This is a genomic window from Pseudomonas sp. PVC-3-1 (genome assembly GCF_057444315.1).
Window position 1 is genome coordinate 262,986 of the sequence record NZ_CM172023.1, and the last position, 16,661, is coordinate 279,646.

14 protein-coding genes and 1 riboswitch are annotated in these 16,661 nt (G+C 67.3%); of the genes, 9 read left to right on the top strand and 5 right to left on the bottom strand.

From position 1 onward, the window contains the following. Positions 1-208: 208 nt before the first annotated feature. A complete protein-coding gene (locus tag AC2T4A_RS01280; RefSeq protein WP_486742584.1) occupies positions 209-1,306 on the bottom strand; it encodes a 3-deoxy-7-phosphoheptulonate synthase in 1,098 nt (365 codons plus the stop codon). 583 nt (positions 1,307-1,889) lie between these two features. Between AC2T4A_RS01280 and AC2T4A_RS01285 the strand changes: the two genes are divergently transcribed. Together AC2T4A_RS01285 and AC2T4A_RS01290 are read left to right on the top strand one after the other, a co-directional pair. Continuing rightward, positions 1,890-2,897 (top strand): magnesium chelatase ATPase subunit I, encoded by a 1,008-nt coding sequence (locus tag AC2T4A_RS01285; RefSeq protein ID WP_486742585.1) that lies wholly within the window; start codon positions 1,890-1,892, stop codon positions 2,895-2,897. Continuing rightward, the gene (locus tag AC2T4A_RS01290) at positions 2,822-3,568 is read left to right on the top strand and encodes a vWA domain-containing protein (RefSeq protein WP_486742586.1); all 747 of its coding nucleotides are present in this window, start codon (positions 2,822-2,824) and stop codon (positions 3,566-3,568) included. Before AC2T4A_RS01285 ends, AC2T4A_RS01290 begins: the two co-directional genes overlap by 76 nt. Before the next feature lie 163 nt (positions 3,569-3,731). On the opposite strand, the gene AC2T4A_RS01295 is transcribed toward AC2T4A_RS01290, so the two are convergent. The 4 genes from AC2T4A_RS01295 to cbiE all read right to left on the bottom strand — a co-directional run bounded on the left by AC2T4A_RS01295 (position 3,732) and on the right by cbiE (position 7,604). Beyond that, complete coding sequence (locus AC2T4A_RS01295) at positions 3,732-4,355, bottom strand: glutathione S-transferase family protein (protein WP_416746374.1); 624 nt, start codon at positions 4,353-4,355, stop codon at positions 3,732-3,734. Positions 4,356-4,570: 215 nt separating this feature from the next. Then, entirely contained in the window at positions 4,571-5,296 is a 726-nt protein-coding gene (locus AC2T4A_RS01300; RefSeq protein WP_486742587.1) for a cobalt-precorrin-6A reductase, read from the bottom strand. Beyond that, on the bottom strand, positions 5,293-6,390 hold the full coding sequence (locus AC2T4A_RS01305) for a cobalt-precorrin-5B (C(1))-methyltransferase (protein WP_486742588.1): 1,098 nt from the start codon (positions 6,388-6,390) through the stop codon (positions 5,293-5,295). The genes AC2T4A_RS01300 and AC2T4A_RS01305 overlap by 4 nt, the downstream gene beginning before the upstream one ends. 2 nt (positions 6,391-6,392) lie before the next feature. Further along, positions 6,393-7,604: a precorrin-6y C5,15-methyltransferase (decarboxylating) subunit CbiE gene (cbiE, locus tag AC2T4A_RS01310; protein WP_416746380.1), complete on the bottom strand. Its 1,212-nt coding sequence runs from the start codon at positions 7,602-7,604 to the stop codon at positions 6,393-6,395. A 67-nt stretch (positions 7,605-7,671) separates the two neighbouring features. Next, a riboswitch (cobalamin riboswitch) is annotated at positions 7,672-7,912 on the top strand. 78 nt (positions 7,913-7,990) lie between these two features. On the opposite strand from cbiE, the gene cobG reads away from it, so the two are divergent. From cobG to AC2T4A_RS01345, 7 genes are all read left to right on the top strand, one after another. Then, positions 7,991-9,346, top strand: coding sequence for a precorrin-3B synthase (cobG, locus tag AC2T4A_RS01315; protein ID WP_486742589.1), 1,356 nt, complete (start codon positions 7,991-7,993; stop codon positions 9,344-9,346). After that, a complete protein-coding gene (locus tag AC2T4A_RS01320) occupies positions 9,339-9,965 on the top strand; it encodes a precorrin-8X methylmutase (RefSeq protein ID WP_045215268.1) in 627 nt (208 codons plus the stop codon). Before cobG ends, AC2T4A_RS01320 begins: the two co-directional genes overlap by 8 nt. Continuing rightward, a complete protein-coding gene (locus AC2T4A_RS01325; RefSeq protein WP_486742590.1) occupies positions 9,965-10,705 on the top strand; it encodes a precorrin-2 C(20)-methyltransferase in 741 nt (246 codons plus the stop codon). The genes AC2T4A_RS01320 and AC2T4A_RS01325 overlap by 1 nt, the downstream gene beginning before the upstream one ends. Then, positions 10,705-12,354 (top strand): precorrin-3B C(17)-methyltransferase, encoded by a 1,650-nt coding sequence (gene cobJ / locus AC2T4A_RS01330; protein WP_486742591.1) that lies wholly within the window; start codon positions 10,705-10,707, stop codon positions 12,352-12,354. The genes AC2T4A_RS01325 and cobJ overlap by 1 nt, the downstream gene beginning before the upstream one ends. Before the next feature lie 188 nt (positions 12,355-12,542). Next, complete coding sequence (locus tag AC2T4A_RS01335; protein WP_486742592.1) at positions 12,543-13,040, top strand: sigma-70 family RNA polymerase sigma factor; 498 nt, start codon at positions 12,543-12,545, stop codon at positions 13,038-13,040. Then, the gene (locus AC2T4A_RS01340) at positions 13,037-14,011 is read left to right on the top strand and encodes a FecR domain-containing protein (protein WP_486742593.1); all 975 of its coding nucleotides are present in this window, start codon (positions 13,037-13,039) and stop codon (positions 14,009-14,011) included. The genes AC2T4A_RS01335 and AC2T4A_RS01340 overlap by 4 nt, the downstream gene beginning before the upstream one ends. Positions 14,012-14,206: 195 nt before the next feature. Continuing rightward, positions 14,207-16,651, top strand: a complete 2,445-nt coding sequence (locus AC2T4A_RS01345) for a TonB-dependent siderophore receptor (protein ID WP_486742594.1) — start codon at positions 14,207-14,209, stop codon at positions 16,649-16,651. The last annotated feature ends 10 nt before the right edge of the window (positions 16,652-16,661 follow it).

Below are 16,661 nucleotides of genomic sequence, written 5' to 3' on the forward strand. Positions count from 1 at the left end.
TCCGGCGTGCTGCAGACCTATCGCGGACAAAGTCCGCTCCTACACAACAGCGCGGCATGGCGCACTGTTGTGTAGGAGCGAGCTTGCTCGCGAACCCGCCCAGACTCTGAGCTGCCGGGAAACTCGTTCGCGAGCAAGCTCGCTCCTACGAAAAGCATTCGAGCGTAGGGCGCACAACCGTTCGCGGTTGTACGCCGCACCATCGACATCAACCGCGACGCAGGCGCTCTGCGGCATTCAGCAGCAACGCCTCGGTGCCGCTCCAGCCCAGGCAGCCGTCGGTGATCGATACACCGTAGCGCAGTTCACCGGACAGCGGCTGGCAGCCGTCGAACAGGTGACTCTCCAGCATCACGCCGCGCAGCGAGGCGTCGCCGGCCAGGCGCTGGTCGAGCACGCTGTCCAGTACCGCCGGCTGGCGCAGTGGGTCCTTGCCGCTGTTGGCGTGGCTGCAATCCACCATGATGCTCGCCTCGAGGCCGAGCTTCTCCAGCCCCTGGCGAATCTGCTGCACGCTGGCCGCATCGAAGTTCGGCCCGGCGTGGCCGCCGCGCAGCACCAGATGGGTATCCGGGTTGCCCTGGGTCTGTACCAGCGAAGGCCGGCCCAGCGCATCGATGCCGAAGTGCTGGTGCGGGTGCGCGGCCGAACGCATGGCATCGGTGGCGATGCCAATGCTGCCGTCGGTGCCGTTCTTGAAGCCCACCGGCAGATCGAGACCACTGACCATCTCGCGGTGCACCTGGGATTCGCTGGTGCGCGCGCCGATGGCGGCCCAGCCCAGCAGGTCGTCGAAGTAGCCGGCCACCAGCGGTTGCAGCAGTTCGGTGGCGATCGGCAGGCCGCGTTCGAGCATGCCCAGCATCAGCCGGCGCGACAGTTCCAGGCCGCCGGCCATGTCGCCGCTGCCGTCCAGTTGCGGGTCGTAGACCAGGCCTTTCCAGCCGATGGTGGTGCGCGGCTTTTCGACGTAGGCGCGCATCACCAGCAGCAGCTGGTCGCTCACCTGCGGCTCCAGTTCGGCGAGGCGGTCGGCGTATTCGAGGGCGGAAACAGGGTCGTGCAGCGAGCAGGGGCCGATAACGACCAGCAGGCGCGGGTCGCGGCCATCGAGCACGGCGCGGATCGCCTCGCGGCCTTCGCGGACGCGGTGGGCCATGGCGGCGGACAGCGGCAGGCGCTGGCGCAGTTCGGCGGGGCTCGGCAGCGGCTGTTCGCGGCGGCGGGCGGAGGGCAGCGGGAGGTCGAGGACTTCGGCGGTGGCTGCGTGTGCTTGGCGGATCAGGGTGGAGGTGGAAGCGTTCATCTGACTGGCATCCTTGGCCGGCGCGGTGGTCTCTCCGCGCTCGGCGCTCTATCTAAGTGTTCGTGGCAAGGTTCGTTGGGTGGCACGCAGCGCGCTGCTAAATCGCCAGTCGGAGTTGCGGTAGTAACGGTAATAAGTGGTGTTCATGTGTCGATCCTCTCTCCGGGCGTTTTGGCCCGATTCAATTCGTTTGCAATGCGTTGGCCTTGTGGGCCGGAAAAACAAAAACCCCGGTCGGGTTGCCGACCGGGGTTTTGGGAAACTGTCTGGTTGGCGACCCTGCTTGCTAGGGCGCCTGTGGGGTATCAGGCGCGCCTTTGGCTAAACCAATACCCATAGAAGAAATAACCGGCAGCAGCGGCCAGAACCTGCGCGCAAGCAACCACGGAGCCAATGGCACCGAGGCGGGCGAGGGACTGGATGGACAAGCTGGACGGCATGATGTTCTCCGTGGAAGTGGAGCCAAGTTACTGCATCGCGACGTGCCGATCAATGACTTGGCTCTATCGTTCTGATGGACATTGGTCGCACCTCCTACGCTCGGTTCGCTACCATGCACGGACGAAATCCGCAGGAAATCCCCATGAGCGCCCTTCCCCATTTCCCACTGGCAGCCGTCGTCGGCGCCGATGAGCTGAAGCTGGCCCTGTGCCTGGCAGCCATCGATCCGGCCATCGGCGGCGTGCTGATCGAAGGGCCGCGCGGCATGGCCAAGTCCACCCTGGCGCGCGGCGTCGCCGACCTGCTGGATGGCGGGCGCTTCGTCACCCTGCCGCTGGGCGCCAGCGAGGAACGCATCGTCGGCACCCTCGACCTGGACGCGGCACTGGGTGAAGGCCGCGCGCAGTTCTCCCCCGGCGTGCTGGCCAACGCCCACGGCGGCGTGCTCTATGTGGATGAGGTGAACCTGCTGCCCGACCACCTCGTCGACCTGCTGCTCGACGTGGCTGCCAGCGGGGTCAACCTGATCGAACGCGACGGCCTGTCCCACAGCCACCCGGCGCGCTTCGTACTGATCGGCACGATGAACCCCGAGGAAGGCGAACTGCGCCCGCAACTGCTGGATCGCTTCGGCCTCAAGGTGCAACTGGCAGGTGCGCCCGCGCCGACCGAGCGCGCCGAAATCGTCCGCCGGCGGCTGGCCTTCGACGCCGATCCGCAGGCTTTCGTCATAAAGTGGCAAGGCGCGCAACAAGCGCTGCAACAACGCTGCAGCGACGCTCGCCGGCAACTCGCGGCGATTGCGCTGGATGACAGCGCCTTGAACGACATCGCCGAGCGCTGCCATGCCGCCGGTGTCGACGGCCTGCGCGCCGATCTGGTCTGGTTGCGCACCGCCCGCGCTCATGCGGCGTGGCGCGGGGCTGACGCCATCGAGGCGGAGGACATCGATGCGGTGGAACACTTCGCCCTCGCCCACCGCCGTCGCCATGCGCCGTCACCATCGGCAACGCCTCCGCAGTCCGCCTCCAGCCAATCGCAAGCGCCGTCCAACCCATCCAACGGCGAGGGCCAATGGGGCGAACTACCCGCGCAGCGCATCGCCATGGGCGAACGCCGGCAACTGACGGGCTGGCCAAAAAAGTCCTGAGCATCCGCCCGCACCCGGCCCCAGGCGCGGATGCCCACCCCCGACCCGGCCAGCTCGCCGGCGGCCGCAGCGGCGCCCGCCAACAGGGTACGCACGGCCGTATCGATTGGCCTGCCACGCTGCGCAATGGCCGCCCGCAAGACCGCGCAGACCTGGTGCTGCGCGCCCGCAGCCGCAAGCCCGGCGAGCTCTGGCTGGTGATAGTCGACGCCTCCGCCAGCACCCGTCGCCACGGCGCCCTCGCACAAGCCAAGGGCCTGCTCGCCGACACCTTCGAACAGGCCTATCGCCAACGCGCACGCCTCGCCGTGCTGCACGCCACCGGCGCACAAGCGCGCTGGTTGTGGCAGGGCCAGAAGGCCTCTGCGCAACTCCAGGACTGGCTGGAAGCGCTCGGTGCCGGCGGCGGCACTCCGCTGATCGAGGCACTTGAGCGAGCTCGGGAATGGCTGGACAAGCGCCAGCGACAGAAGCCAGGCGAGCACCAACGCCTGCTGATACTGACCGACGGCCGCCTGCGTGACTGGCCGGCGTTGCAGCCGATGGACTGCCCGACTGTGCTGGTGGATATCGAAGGTGGCGCGGTACGGCTTGGCCGCGCACAAAAACTGGCCGGCGAGCTGGGCGCAGAGTATCGGCGGATCGCTGAAATTTCCGGTTCCTATCGCTAAGAGCCCCTCACCCTTTTCCAGAGGAAGAGGGAACAGTCCTGCGCGCTCTGATCGACCAACGTTCGCCGGTTAGCGCCGATACATTGCCCACTCCGAACGGCCTCCTCTCCCTCTGGGAGAGGGCTGGGGAGAGGGCAATCTCGCAGCATCGCGATATTCGCCCTCAAGGCTCCCCATTGCGCCCATGCTGCAGGAACCCCGGTCGCTCGCTCAGCCGCTCGTAGTAGGCCGCCACAGCCGGTAGATCGGGGCGCTGCATGGGCGTCAGGTACCAGCGGTTCACCGACAGACCGAGCACAACATCGGCGAGACTGAAGCAGGCACCGGTGACGAAGGCGCCGGTGCGCTCCAATTGCCGGTCCAGCAGGGCCATGCAGTGATTCCACTGCGCCTCGCTCAGGGCGATGGCGGATTCGTCAGTGTGGCTGGGACTGTTGCGCACCCTGGCCATGAACACGTAGCGCCAGGCGCTGTTCAGTTCGGTGGCCTGCCAGCCCATCCACTGCTCCACCAGCGCGCGCTCGCGCACCGAGGTGGGCAGCAGTTCATCGAGCGGATACTGCGTGGCGAGGTAGCTGCAGATGGCATTGGACTCCCAGAGCACGAAGTCGCCGTCGACGAGCACCGGCACCATGGCGTTGGGGTTGAGTGCAATGAATTCCGCCGAGGCAGTCGAACGGAAACCCGTGCCCCAGTCTTCCCGTTCGTAGGACAGGTTCAGTTCGGCGCAGGTCCAGAGCACCTTGCGCACGTTGATCGATGAAGCGCGGCCGAGGATTCGCAGCATGGTGTCACTCCCTGTGATAACCGGGGCCCAGCATAGAGCCAGGTGCGTTGGCGGAGAAGAGACGTTACAGCCCCGTAGGAGCGAGCTTGCTCGCGAACCACTACGAAGCTGTGAACTCCCCGGAACAGGTCGCCCCACAGAGCCTTTGTCGTAGCTCAGTGGCATAAGCGCTGACGGCTCGGAGTAGGCCGATGGGTTTGCGAGCAAGCTCGCTCCTATAAAAGTCGGCCCGCCAAGGCAGCCCACAGCGACTCGACGCTGTCGAACTCCCGGTCCACTTTCGGCAGCGCCGGCCGCGCCAGGATCAGCACCGGCACACCACACTCGCGGGCGATTTGCAGCTTTGGCTCGGTGGCCTGGCTACCACTGTTCTTGCTGACCAGCACGTCGGTGCCCAGGCGGGTAAATAGCTCGCGCTCGCCCTCCAGGGTGAACGGCCCGCGCGCGCCGAGCACCTCGGCACGCGCGTTGCCAGGCAGGCTTTGCAGGCAGCGCACGGTCCAGTGCTGGTGGGCGGGAATCTCGTCCAGGTGCTCCAGCGGCTCGCGGCCCAGAGTGAACAGCGGACGGTGAAACGCCTTCAGTGCCTCGATCAGCGCCCCCCAATCGGCGACCTGCCGCCAATCGTCGCCCTCGCCCGCCTCCCAGCCGGGGCGGCGCAGCGCCCAGCACGGCACGCCGGCCAGTTGCGCAGCGCGGGCGGCGTTGGCGCTGATCTGCGCGGCGTAGGGATGGGTCGCGTCGAGCAACAGGTCGAAACCGCGTTCGCGGATGTAGTCCGCAAGGCCTTCGGCGCCGCCGTAACCACCGACGCGCACCTCGCAGGCCAGATCGTCCGGCACCTTGCCCAGGCCGGCGAGGCTGTAGAGATGCTGCGGCCCCAGGCGCCGCGCGATAGCCAGCGCTTCGCCGATACCGCCCAGTAGCAGGACTCGCTTCATCGAACCTCCAGCGCTTCGCCCACCAGGTTGCCCTGGCGGTCGATGGCGAAGACTTCCAGTTGTACTTCGGCGGGCACGATGCGCCGGGCGAAGGCCAGTGCGCGGGCGCAGACGGCGTCACCCAGAGCGATGCCCTCGGCGCGACAGAGCGCCAGCGCCTGCTGGCTGGTGTTGGCGTCGCGCATGCGTTGCTGCAGGTCCGCCGAGGCGCCGATGTCCGCCGCCCACTCGGCGAGCTGCGGCAGGTCGATGCTGGAGTGACGACTGTGCAAATCCATGTGGCCGGCGGCGAGCTTGCTGATCTTGCCGAAGCCGCCGCAGACGCTGAAACGCTCCACCGGCACCTTGCGCAGGTGCTTGAGCGCTGCACCGGCGAAGTCACCCATCTCGATCAGCGCGGTGTCGTCGAAACCGTAGCGACGGCGCATGGCGTCCTCGCTGGCGTTGCCGGTGCAGGCGGCGAGATGGCGGAAACCGTTGGCGCGGGCGACGTCGATGCCCTGCTGGATCGACGCGATATAGGCCGAGCAGGAGAACGGCCGGACGATGCCGGTAGTGCCGAGGATCGACAGGCCGCCGAGAATGCCCAGGCGCGGGTTCATGGTCTTGAGCGCCAGCTCGGCGCCGCCCTCGATATGGATGGTGACGTCGAAGCCACCGGCATAGCCGCACTCGGCCGCCAGCGCAGCGAGGTTACCCTGCATCATCTGCCGTGGAACGGGATTGATTGCCGGCTCGCCCACCGCGAGCACCAGCCCCGGCTTGGTGACGGTGCCGACGCCTTCTCCAGCGTAAAAACGCACGCCCGGCTCATTGCTCAAGGCGACGCGCGCAAAGACCAGCGCACCGTGGGTCACGTCCGGGTCGTCGCCGGCATCCTTCAGCGTACCGGCTTCGGCGCCGCCAACCGTGAGGCGGCAGAACTCCAGGCGCAGGGTCGCGCTGCGCTCTTTGGGCAGGCTGATCTGTGCGGCGTCCAGCGCTTCACCGGTCAGTAGCAGGCGCGCCGCCGCCAGGCTGGTGGCGGTGGCGCAACTGCCCGTGGTGTAGCCGCTGCGCAGCGGGCGAGGTTCTTCGGGCGTCTCGTCACGCATGGTCATTCAGCCTGGGGCTTGTGCACTTCCAGCAAGGTGATCGGCAACGCCGCGCGCCAGGTATCGAAACCGCCGAGCGGCTGGGCCTGGGACACCGACAGGCGAGTCAGCTCGCCGCCAAGGCGGGCGCGCCAGCTCAGCAGCATGGACTCGCTCTGCAGGGTGACGGCGTTGGCCACTAGTCGGCCGCCAGGCTTGAGTTGCTCCCAGCACTGCTCGAAGACACCGGGCAGGGTTACACCACCGCCGATGAAGATCGCATCCGGGCGCTCCAGTCCCTGCAATGCCTCCGGCGCAGCGCCGCAGACCAGTTGCAGCGCCGGCACACCGAGGGCGTCGCGGTTGAAACGGATATGTTCCTGGCGCCCGTCGTTGGCTTCGATGGCCAGCGTGCGACAGCTCGGATGTGCGCGCATCCACTCGATGCCAATGGAGCCGCAGCCGGCGCCGACATCCCAGAGGAGCTCGCCGGGCTTCGGTGCCAACCGTGCCAGGGTCACGGCGCGGACGTCGCGCTTGGTCAGTTGGCCGTCATGGCGGTAGGCGTCGTCCGGCAGGCCGATGGTCAGGGGCAGACGAACCGCGTCGACGCCGGCTACGCACTGCACAGCCACCAGGTTCAGTGCAGCCATCTCGCTCTGCGACCAGTCGCTGGCAAGCCCGTCGATACGCCGCTCCGCCTCACCGCCCAGGTGTTCCAGCACGCTGAGGCGACTCGCGCCGAATCCTCGTTCGCGCAGCAATGCGGCGATCGCCGCCGGGCTGCTGCCGTCGTTACTGAGGATCAGCAGCCTGGCGCCGTCGTGGATCTGCGCGTTGAGTGCGGCCAATGGGCGTGCCACCAGCGACAGCAGCGCGCAATCCTGCAACGCCCAGCCCAGGCGCGCCGCTGCGAGGGAGGCAGAGGACGGCGCGGAAAGCACGAGCATTTCCTCGGACGGAATCTGACGGGCCAGGCTAGCGCCGACGCCGAACCACATCGGGTCACCGCTGGCCAGCACGCAGGTCGGCTCACCGCGCCGGCGCATCACCGGTTCCAGGCTGAACGGGCTCGGCCAGGCCTGGCGATGAGCGCGCAGACAATGCGGCAGCAGCTCCAGCTGGCGTGGCGCGCCGATCACTTCGCTGGCGGCGAGCAGGGCGCGGCGCGCGGCCTTGCCGAGGCCGGCATAACCGTCCTCGCCGATGCCAACGATGGTCAGCCAGGGCGTCATGAAATTTCCTCGAAGGTGCGACGATCGATCCGACGGGCAGGCTTTTCCTGCCTTCGGGCAAAGCAGGCATAATACCCGCTTCGTCGGTGCTCGTAGGACGCTTCGCAATTGAACAGCGAAGCATCCGAGAGCCGAAGAGGGAACACGGTTGAACCGTGGCTGCCCCCGCAACTGTAAGCAGCGAGTCCGCGCAATCCGACAGCATGAAGCGCATTTTCATGCGGTCGATCAGGCCACTGGGCAACCGGGAAGGCCGCGCTGGATGAGGACCTGCCAGCCAGGAGACCTGCCGACGAAACCAGTCGCGCGTGCAGACATCGAGCGGGGTGTATCGGTGTCGTGAAGTCCCCTATGGGGGATTCGCAGGTCACCGCGACCCAGCCCTGGTGACCTCAGTGCCCGAATTCTCAGCTCCGCCCGTCCGTCCGCATGCCTGCCCCGGCCTGCTGCGCATCGTGGCCTCCCGCGATGGCGGCATCTGCCGCATCAAGCTGCCCTGTGGGCAACTCGACGCCAGCGCCGCGCGAGCCATCGCCCTGGCCGCCGAGCGCCATGCCGATGGCGTGCTGGAAGCGACCAATCGCGCCAACCTGCAGATTCGCGGCATACGCACCGGCACCGAACAGGCGCTGAGCAGGGAACTGCTCGCCGCCGGTCTCGGCCCGCGCGAACTGGCGGCGGACGATGTGCGCAACCTGCTGGTCAGCCCGGCGCTGGGCCTCGACGCCGCCACGACTTTCGATGCAGCTCCCCTGGCCGGCCAACTGCTCGATCTGCTGGAGCGCACACCGCGCTTCCACGGCCTGTCGCCCAAGTTCGGCATCCAGCTGGACGGCGGCGAAGCGCTGGCGATGCTGGAGCATCCCAACGATCTCTGGCTGTCGGCCATGTCCGGCGACGCGACGCCGCTGTTCGCCTTCGGCCTGGCCGGTTGTCCGCCGCAGCACGAAACGGTTGCCCCAGCCCTCGCCGCCGTGACAGCCGAGCAGGTACCGCTGCTGGTGGAAAGCCTGCTGCACCTGTTCCTCGATCTTGCCGGCGACGGCCAGACGCGCATGCGCCACCTGCGCGAGATGCTCCGCGATGAAGTGCTGCTGGAGCGCCTGCAGCAACGCCTGCCCTTCCAGTTGCACCTCGGGCCGGCTGTGGATAACTGGCGACGTCCTGCACCGCGGGCTTTCGGCCATCTCGGGATTCAGCCGCAGCGCCAGCCGGACCGCGCCATGGTCGGTGCGGGATTCATCCTCGGACGCCTCGACAGCACCCTACTGTTCGGCCTTGCCGATCTCGCCGAGCGATTCAGCGCCGGACAACTGCGTCTGACGCCGTGGCAAAGCCTGATCCTCCCCGATGTATCCCTGACCGACGCTCCCGTCGTACTCGCCGCGCTGGCCAACCTCGGCCTGGTGATCGATGCCGGTCAACCGCTCTCGCGCCTCGTCGCGTGCAGCGGCTCCAGCGGTTGCGCGCGCGGGCTGGCCGACACCAAGGCCGACGCCCTGCGCCTGGCCGAGCGCCTGCGTCACGCACCGCCGGCCGGCGTGCACCTGTGCGGCTGCCCGCGCTCCTGCGCCGCCGCCCACGTCGCCCCCTACACCCTGCTGGCCGTCGCCGACGGCCGCTATGACCTGTTCCGTCGCGCCGACGGCGTGGCCGGCTTTGGCCAGCCGCTGGCGCGCAACCTTCCCCTCGATGCCGCGGGCGACCTGCTCGCCGCACCCGGAGTTTCCACCGATGCTTGATTACATCCGCGACGGCCAGGCGATCTACCGCCAATCCTTCGCCACCATTCGCGCCGAGGCCGATCTCACCGGCATCCCCGCCGACCTGGAAAAGCTCGCCGTGCGGGTGATCCACGCCTGCGGCATGGTCGACGTCGTGCAGGACCTGCGTTTCTCCGCCGGCGCCGGGGCCATCGGCCGTGCGGCCCTGGCCGCTGGCGCGCCGATTCTCTGCGATGCGCGGATGGTCGCCGAGGGCATCACCCGCGCACGCCTGCCGGCACACAACGAGGTGATCTGCACCCTCAATGATCCGGACGTCCCGGAGCTCGCCCGCGAGCTGGGCAACACCCGCTCGGCGGTGGCGCTGGAGCACTGGCGCGAACACCTGGAAGGCAGCGTGGTGGTGATCGGCAATGCGCCGACTGCCCTCTTCTACCTGCTGGAAATGCTCGATGCCGGCGCACCGAAACCGGCGCTGATCCTTGGCTTCCCGGTGGGCTTCGTCGGCGCCATGGAATCCAAGGACGCCCTCGCCGCCGACAGCCGTGGCGTGCCCTACGTAATCGTGCGCGGACGCCGTGGCGGCAGCGCGATGGCCGCTGCGGCGGTGAACGCCCTGGCCACGGAGGTGGAGTGATGACCGGCCGCCTCATCGGCCTGGGCGTCGGCCCGGGCGACCCGGAACTGCTGACCCTCAAGGCCCTGCGCCTGCTGCGCGCCTCCCCGGTGATCGGCTACTTCGTGGCCAAGGCCAAGCACCACGCAGGCCAGGGCGGCAATGCCTTCGCCATCATCGAGCAGCACCTGCTCGATGAGCAGCAACGCCTGCCGCTGGTCTACCCGGTGACCACCGAGAAACTGGAGCCGCCGCTGACCTACGAAGGCGTGATCAGCGACTTCTATGACACCGCTGCCGAGCAGGTGGCGATGCACCTGGACGCCGGTCGCGACGTGGCAGTGATCTGCGAGGGCGACCCGTTCTTCTACGGCTCCTACATGTACCTGCACGACCGTCTTTCGCAGCGGTATGACACCGAAGTCGTACCCGGCGTCTGCTCAATGCTCGGCAGCGCAGCGGTGCTCGGCGTGCCGCTGGTGTATCGCAACCAGAGCCTGTCGGTACTCTCCGGCGTGCTGCCGGAAGACGAACTCAAGCGCCGCCTGGCCGACGCCGATGCGGCAGTGGTGATGAAGCTCGGCCGCAACTTCGACAAGGTCCGCCGCGTGCTCCGCGAGCTGGGCCGTGACGGCAGCGCCCACTACGTCGAACGCGCCACCATGCGCGAGCAGCGCATCGTGGCGTTGGACGACGTCGACCCGATGGCTTCGCCGTACTTCTCGATGATCGTCATTCCCGGCCAGCGGTGGAACGGCTGATGCGCCCTGCCATTGTCATCCTCGGCCAGGGCGCGCTGGCCACCGCGCGACGCCTGCAGGACGTTTATCCACAGGCACGCGTATTGGGTCTGAAAGACCGCGTCGAAGGCGCCGATGAGTCCTACGCTAATTTCGGCGATACCCTGCGCCAGCTCTACCGCGACGACACCTCGATTATCGCCCTGTGCGCCGCCGGCATCGTCATCCGCACCCTCGCACCCCTGCTCAGCGAGAAGGGCGCGGAGCCGCCGGTGCTGGCCGTGGCCGAAGACGGCAGCGCCGTGGTGCCGCTACTCGGCGGACTCGGCGGGGTGAACCGCATGGCCCGCGAGATGGGCGCCGCGCTGGATGTGGCGCCCGCCATCACCACCAGCGGCGAGTTGCGTTTCGGCGCCTGCCTGCTCGACCCGCCGCCGGGCTATGCGCTGGCGGACATCGAACAGGGCAAGCGCTTCGTCTCCGACCTGCTGGGCGGCGATACTCTGCGCATCGAGGGCGATGCGCCCTGGCTGGACGAGCTGGACCTGCCGCTGGCTGACGACGCCGCGCATACCCTGCGTATCGATGCCCGCGCCGAGGGCATCGCGCAGAACGAGCTGCGCATCCATCCGCGCATCGTCCTCGCCCACGTCACGCTGGTGGACTCGCAACTGCCCGAGCGCATCCGCCAGGGCCTGGCACAGGCCGGCCTGGCCGAAGCGTCGCTGGCCGCCGTGGTCGCGCCACGCTGCCGCATGGCCGATCCGGCGCTGGCCATTGCTGCCGCAGAGCTGAATGTTCCGCTGCGCTTCGTCGAGCAGGACGCGACGCTGCCGCCGGAAGTGCTGCACGGCGACTCCTTCCATCTGCACCGCGCCGCCACCCCGCTAGAAGCCCAGCGCATCGGCCAGCCGCGTGGGCGGCTCAGCGTCATCGGCCTGGGCCCCGGCGCCAGCGACTTCATGATCCCGGCAGTGCGCCGCGCGCTGGACGAAGCCCAGGACCTGCTCGGCTACGAAACCTACGTGAAGATGGCCGAGCCGCTGCGCGACGACCAGGTGCGCTACTGCACCGACAATCGCGAGGAAATGCAGCGCGCCCGCCACGCCCTCGAACTGGCTGCCAGTGGTCGGCGGGTGGTGGTGATTTCCTCCGGCGATCCCGGCGTGTTCGCCATGGCCGCTGCGGTGATGGAGGCCCTGCACGAAAGCAGCGATCCGCACTGGCATGGCGTGGAGCTCGAGGTACTACCGGGGGTGTCCGCTGCGCTGGCCGCTGCGGCCAAGGCCGGGGCACCGCTGGGACATGACTTCTGTCTGATTTCCCTGTCGGACAACCTCAAGCCCTGGGAAACCATCGAGACGCGCCTCGACCATGCTGGCGCCGCCGACCTGGCCATGGCCTTCTACAACCCGATCTCCATGGCGCGGCCATGGCAACTGGGCCGGGCACTGGAAATCGTCCGTCGCCACCGCACACCGGAAACCCTGGTGGTGCTCGGCCGCGACATCGGTCGCCCGGCGGAAGCACTGCGCGTCGTCACCCTGGGCGAACTGGTACCGGAGATGGTCGACATGCGCACCCTGGTGATCATCGGCTCGTCCCTGACCCGGCGCTTCCCCCGTGCCGGTGGTGGCGACTGGGTCTACACGCCGCGCTGGTACCGCTGAGGAAAGGCACGAGGCCTATTTGTAGGAGCGAGCTTGCTCGCGAACAGATTTCCCGGCAGCTCCGGTGCCGAGCAGTTCGCGAGCAAGCTCGCTCCTACAGGAAACACCGGAGCCTCAGACATATCTTGCAAATGGCCATCGCCTTGTTGAAAATGCGATAAATTATCATTTGCAACCTTCGCGCGCCCATGTCCTCGACCTTCGACGTCCAGTCGCTCTACAGTGACCATCACGGCTGGCTGCACAACTGGCTTCGCGGCCGGCTGGGCAATGCCGCCGATGCCGCCGACCTGGCCCAGGACACCTTCCTGCGCGTACTGCTCAGACCCGAGCGCAGCGAACTGCACACACCGCGCGCATTCCTGCGCACCGTTGCCCGCGGCCTGGTCATCGATCACTGGCGACGCCAGGAGCTGGAGCGCGCCTACCTCGACTCCATCGCCCATCTGCCGGAAGGGCAAGTGCCCTCAGCGGAAGACCGGCACAACATCCTGCAACTGCTGGAAAACATCGCCCGCCTGCTCGACGGCCTCAAGCCGAAGGTACGCAGCGCCTTCCTGCTGGCCCAGTGCGAAGGCATGCCCCACGCGCGAATCGCGGAGGAATTGGGCGTCTCGGTACGCTCGGTGGAGCGCTACATCGCCGAAGCGTTGTTCCACTGCTACCAGCTACGGTACGCCGAGTGAGCGGCGCCAGTGCCACGCCCGACCCACGGGTGGTGAAACAGGCCATCCAGTGGACCCTGCGCCTGAACGGCACTGCCGACCCCGAACTGCTCAGCGCCTGCGAGCACTGGCGCCAGGCCAGCCCGGAGCACGAAACCGCCTGGCTGCGGGTGCAGGCGCTGAACAGCGAACTGGCCAGCGGTTACCAGGCTGTGCCCGGCGCCCGCGTGGCACTGGAGACGCTGGAGAACACCAGCCAGCGCCTGCAACGGCGCCAGGCGCTCAAGCTGCTCTCGACCTTTGCCATCGGCGCCTCCGCGCTATGGCTGGCCCGCGATGTCACGCCCTGGCAGCGCTGGATGGCGGACTTCAGCACGGGGATCGGCGAGCGCCAACGTTTCACCCTGGCGGACGGCAGCATCCTGCAACTGAACACCGACAGCGCAGTGAACGTGCGCTTCGATGCGCGCCAGCGCCTGCTGATCCTGGAGCGCGGCGAAATCCTCCTGAGCACGGCGCAGGACGCCGCGCGGCCGTTGCGGGTGCGCAATTGCGATGGTCTGTTCGAGGCCCTGGGCACCCGCTTCGTGTTACGCCAGGACGAACACTCCACGCGCCTGAGCGTCGAGGACGGCTCGGTGGCGATCGCCCCGCGCGTACGCGGCCGGACCACCGCCATCGCAGAAGCCGGACAGACCTACCAGATCAACGGCGACAGCGCGCTGCTGGCCCAGAACGGCGATATGGACAGCGCCGCCTGGGCTGACGGACTGATCGTTACTCGTGACATGCGCCTGGCGGACTTCCTCGCCGAGATCGGTCGCTACCGCCATGGTCATCTGCACTGCGACGAGAGCGTGGCCGACCTGCGGCTCTCCGGCGTGTTCCGCCTGGACGATACCAATCAGCTACTGGCCCTGCTGCCGCGTACGCTGTCGGTGCGGATAGAGAAGCGCACGGACTGGTGGGTGACGGTCAGCGCACGCGGCTGAGCATCTTGGGTAGGGGCGGACTTCGTCCGCGATAGGTCCGCATTGCGCTGGAGGCCATCGGGGACAGAGTCCGCTCCTACACATGCTTTTCAAATAACATTTCCTCGCAATCGAGAATTATTTTTGTCGGGTTTCGCCACCTCGGCCGGCAAGGAGGAATAACCCGATCATTTCCCCGCTAACGGAAGCCCCAGCATGCCAGCCGCCCTCCTCCCGATGCCCGCCCCCGCCCTGCCCCGCGCCAGCCGGCTGGCCCATGCCGTGCGCGGCGCCCTGCTCTGTGCGAGCCTGGGCGCCAGCCTGCCGCTGAGCGCCGTCGCCGCAGACGCCGCGGCCATGACCAGCAGCCGCGCCTACGCGATTCCGGCTGGGCCGCTGGGCGAGGTGCTGAACAGTTTCGCTCGTGAGGCGGGGATCACCCTGTCGGCTACCCCGGAGCAGACCCGCGGCCTGAACTCGGCCGGACTGAATGGCACCTACTCGGTAGACCAGGGCCTGGGCCGTCTGCTGGTGGACACCCCGCTGGAAGCGGTGGACCAGGGCAACGGCAACTACGTGCTGCGCCCGGCCGCACCGACCGACGTGCTGGCCATGCCCTCCAGCGACGTGTTCGCCCTGGGCAACGCGCTGGGCGAGGAAGACGGCTACCTGGCGACCCACAGCCAGATCGCCACCAAGACCTCCAAGTCCCTGCTGGAAACCAGCCAGAGCGTCTCGGTCATCACTCGCGAGCAGATCGACGACACCGCCTCCAAGACCGTGCAGCAGGCCATGCGCTACACCCCCGGCATCTTCACCGGCCAGGTCGGCGCCTCGAACCGCTACGACTATGTGGTGATGCGCGGCTTCGCCGACAACAGCGTGGACAACATCTACCTCGACGGCCTGAAGGCCATGGGCGACAGCGGCACCTTCAGCTCGATGCAGATCGACCCGTACTTCCTCGAGCGCATCGACGTGCTCAAGGGTCCCTCCTCGGTGCTCTACGGCCGCAGCCTGCCCGGCGGCCTGGTGGCGCTGACCAGCAAGAAGCCGCTGTACGAGGACTACCACCAGATCACCGGTACCGTCGGCAACATGGGCCAGAAGGAAATGGGCTTCGACTTCAGCGGACCGCTGGATGAGGAAAAGCGCATCGCCTATCGACTGGTCGGCCTGGGCAAGGGCTCGGATACCCAGTTCGACCACGTCAAGGAAGAGCGCTACGCCATTGCCCCAACCCTGGCCATCGACTTCACCGACGACACCACGCTGACCCTGCAGGGTTACCTGCAGCACGACCCGAACGGCGGCTACCACGGCGGTGTACCGGCGGATGGCGCGCTGTTCCATCACAACGGCCAGAAGATTTCCCGCGAGTTCTTCGACGGCGAGCCGAGCCAGGATGACTTCGACCGCACCCAGCGCATGTTCGGCTACCAACTGGAGCACCGTTTCGACGACGTGTGGAGCGCGCGGCAGAACTTCCGCTATCTGGATTCGGACGTCGACCTCTCGCAGGTCTACGCCTACGGCTGGACCGCACCCGACCAGAACACCTTGAATCGCTATTACTCAGGCGCCAGCGAGCACCTGCAGGCGTACATCATCGATAACATGGCCCAGGCCGAATTCAACACCGGCACCGCCAAGCACACCCTGCTGATGGGCCTGGACTACCAGAAGCGCCGCACCACCGTGGACTGGCGCTCCGGCTCGGTAGCGCCACTGGACGCCTTCGATCCGCACTACGGCAACGACGCCATCAGCTACTACCCGGACGACAACCACACCCGTCGCCTGGAACAGACCGGCGTCTACCTGCAGGACCTGATCGACATCGACAACTGGCGCTTCTCCCTGGGCATGCGCGAGGACTGGGTGACGGTCGAGGACAAGAATCGAAGTAGCGGCAGCAAGGCCGACGACGACTGGAAGAAATTCACCGGGCGCCTCGGTGCGCTGTACCTGTTCGACAACGGCATCGCGCCGTACATCAGCTACTCCGAGTCGTTCAACCCCAACGCCTACTCCGACCAGTCCGGCACGCCGCTGGAGCCGACCGAGGGCAAGCAATGGGAAGCCGGCCTGAAGTTCCAGCCCGAAGGCAGCCGCAGCCTGTACACCGCATCGATCTTCCACATCACCCAGGAGAACGTCGCCTCGAAGGAGCCGCAGGACAACTTCTACACCTCTGTGGGTGAAGTGCGCTCCCAGGGCTTGGAGCTGGAAGCCCACACCCAGGTCACCGACAACCTCAAGGTGCTCGGCAGCTACACCTACACCGACATCACCTACACCAAGTCGCTGGACGGCAACCAGGGCCACACCCCGAACCAGGCGCCCAAGCACATGGCGTCGCTGTGGGCGGACTACGGCTTCAATGCCGGCCCGCTGGACGGCCTGACACTCGGTGGCGGCGCTCGCTATGTCGGCGAGACCTGGGCAGACAAGGAGAACACCCTGCGCGTACCGGACTACACCCTGGTGGATGCGCGCATCAGCTACGACCTGTCGCGCGTCGGTCTGAAGGGCCTGGATGTCAGCCTCAACGCCAACAATCTGCTGGACAAGGACTACGTGGCATCCTGCTACAGCCTGGATTTCTGCTACTTCGGCGAGAAGCGCAACGTTACCGCAACGGTGAACTACCAGTTCTGATTGCATGCCG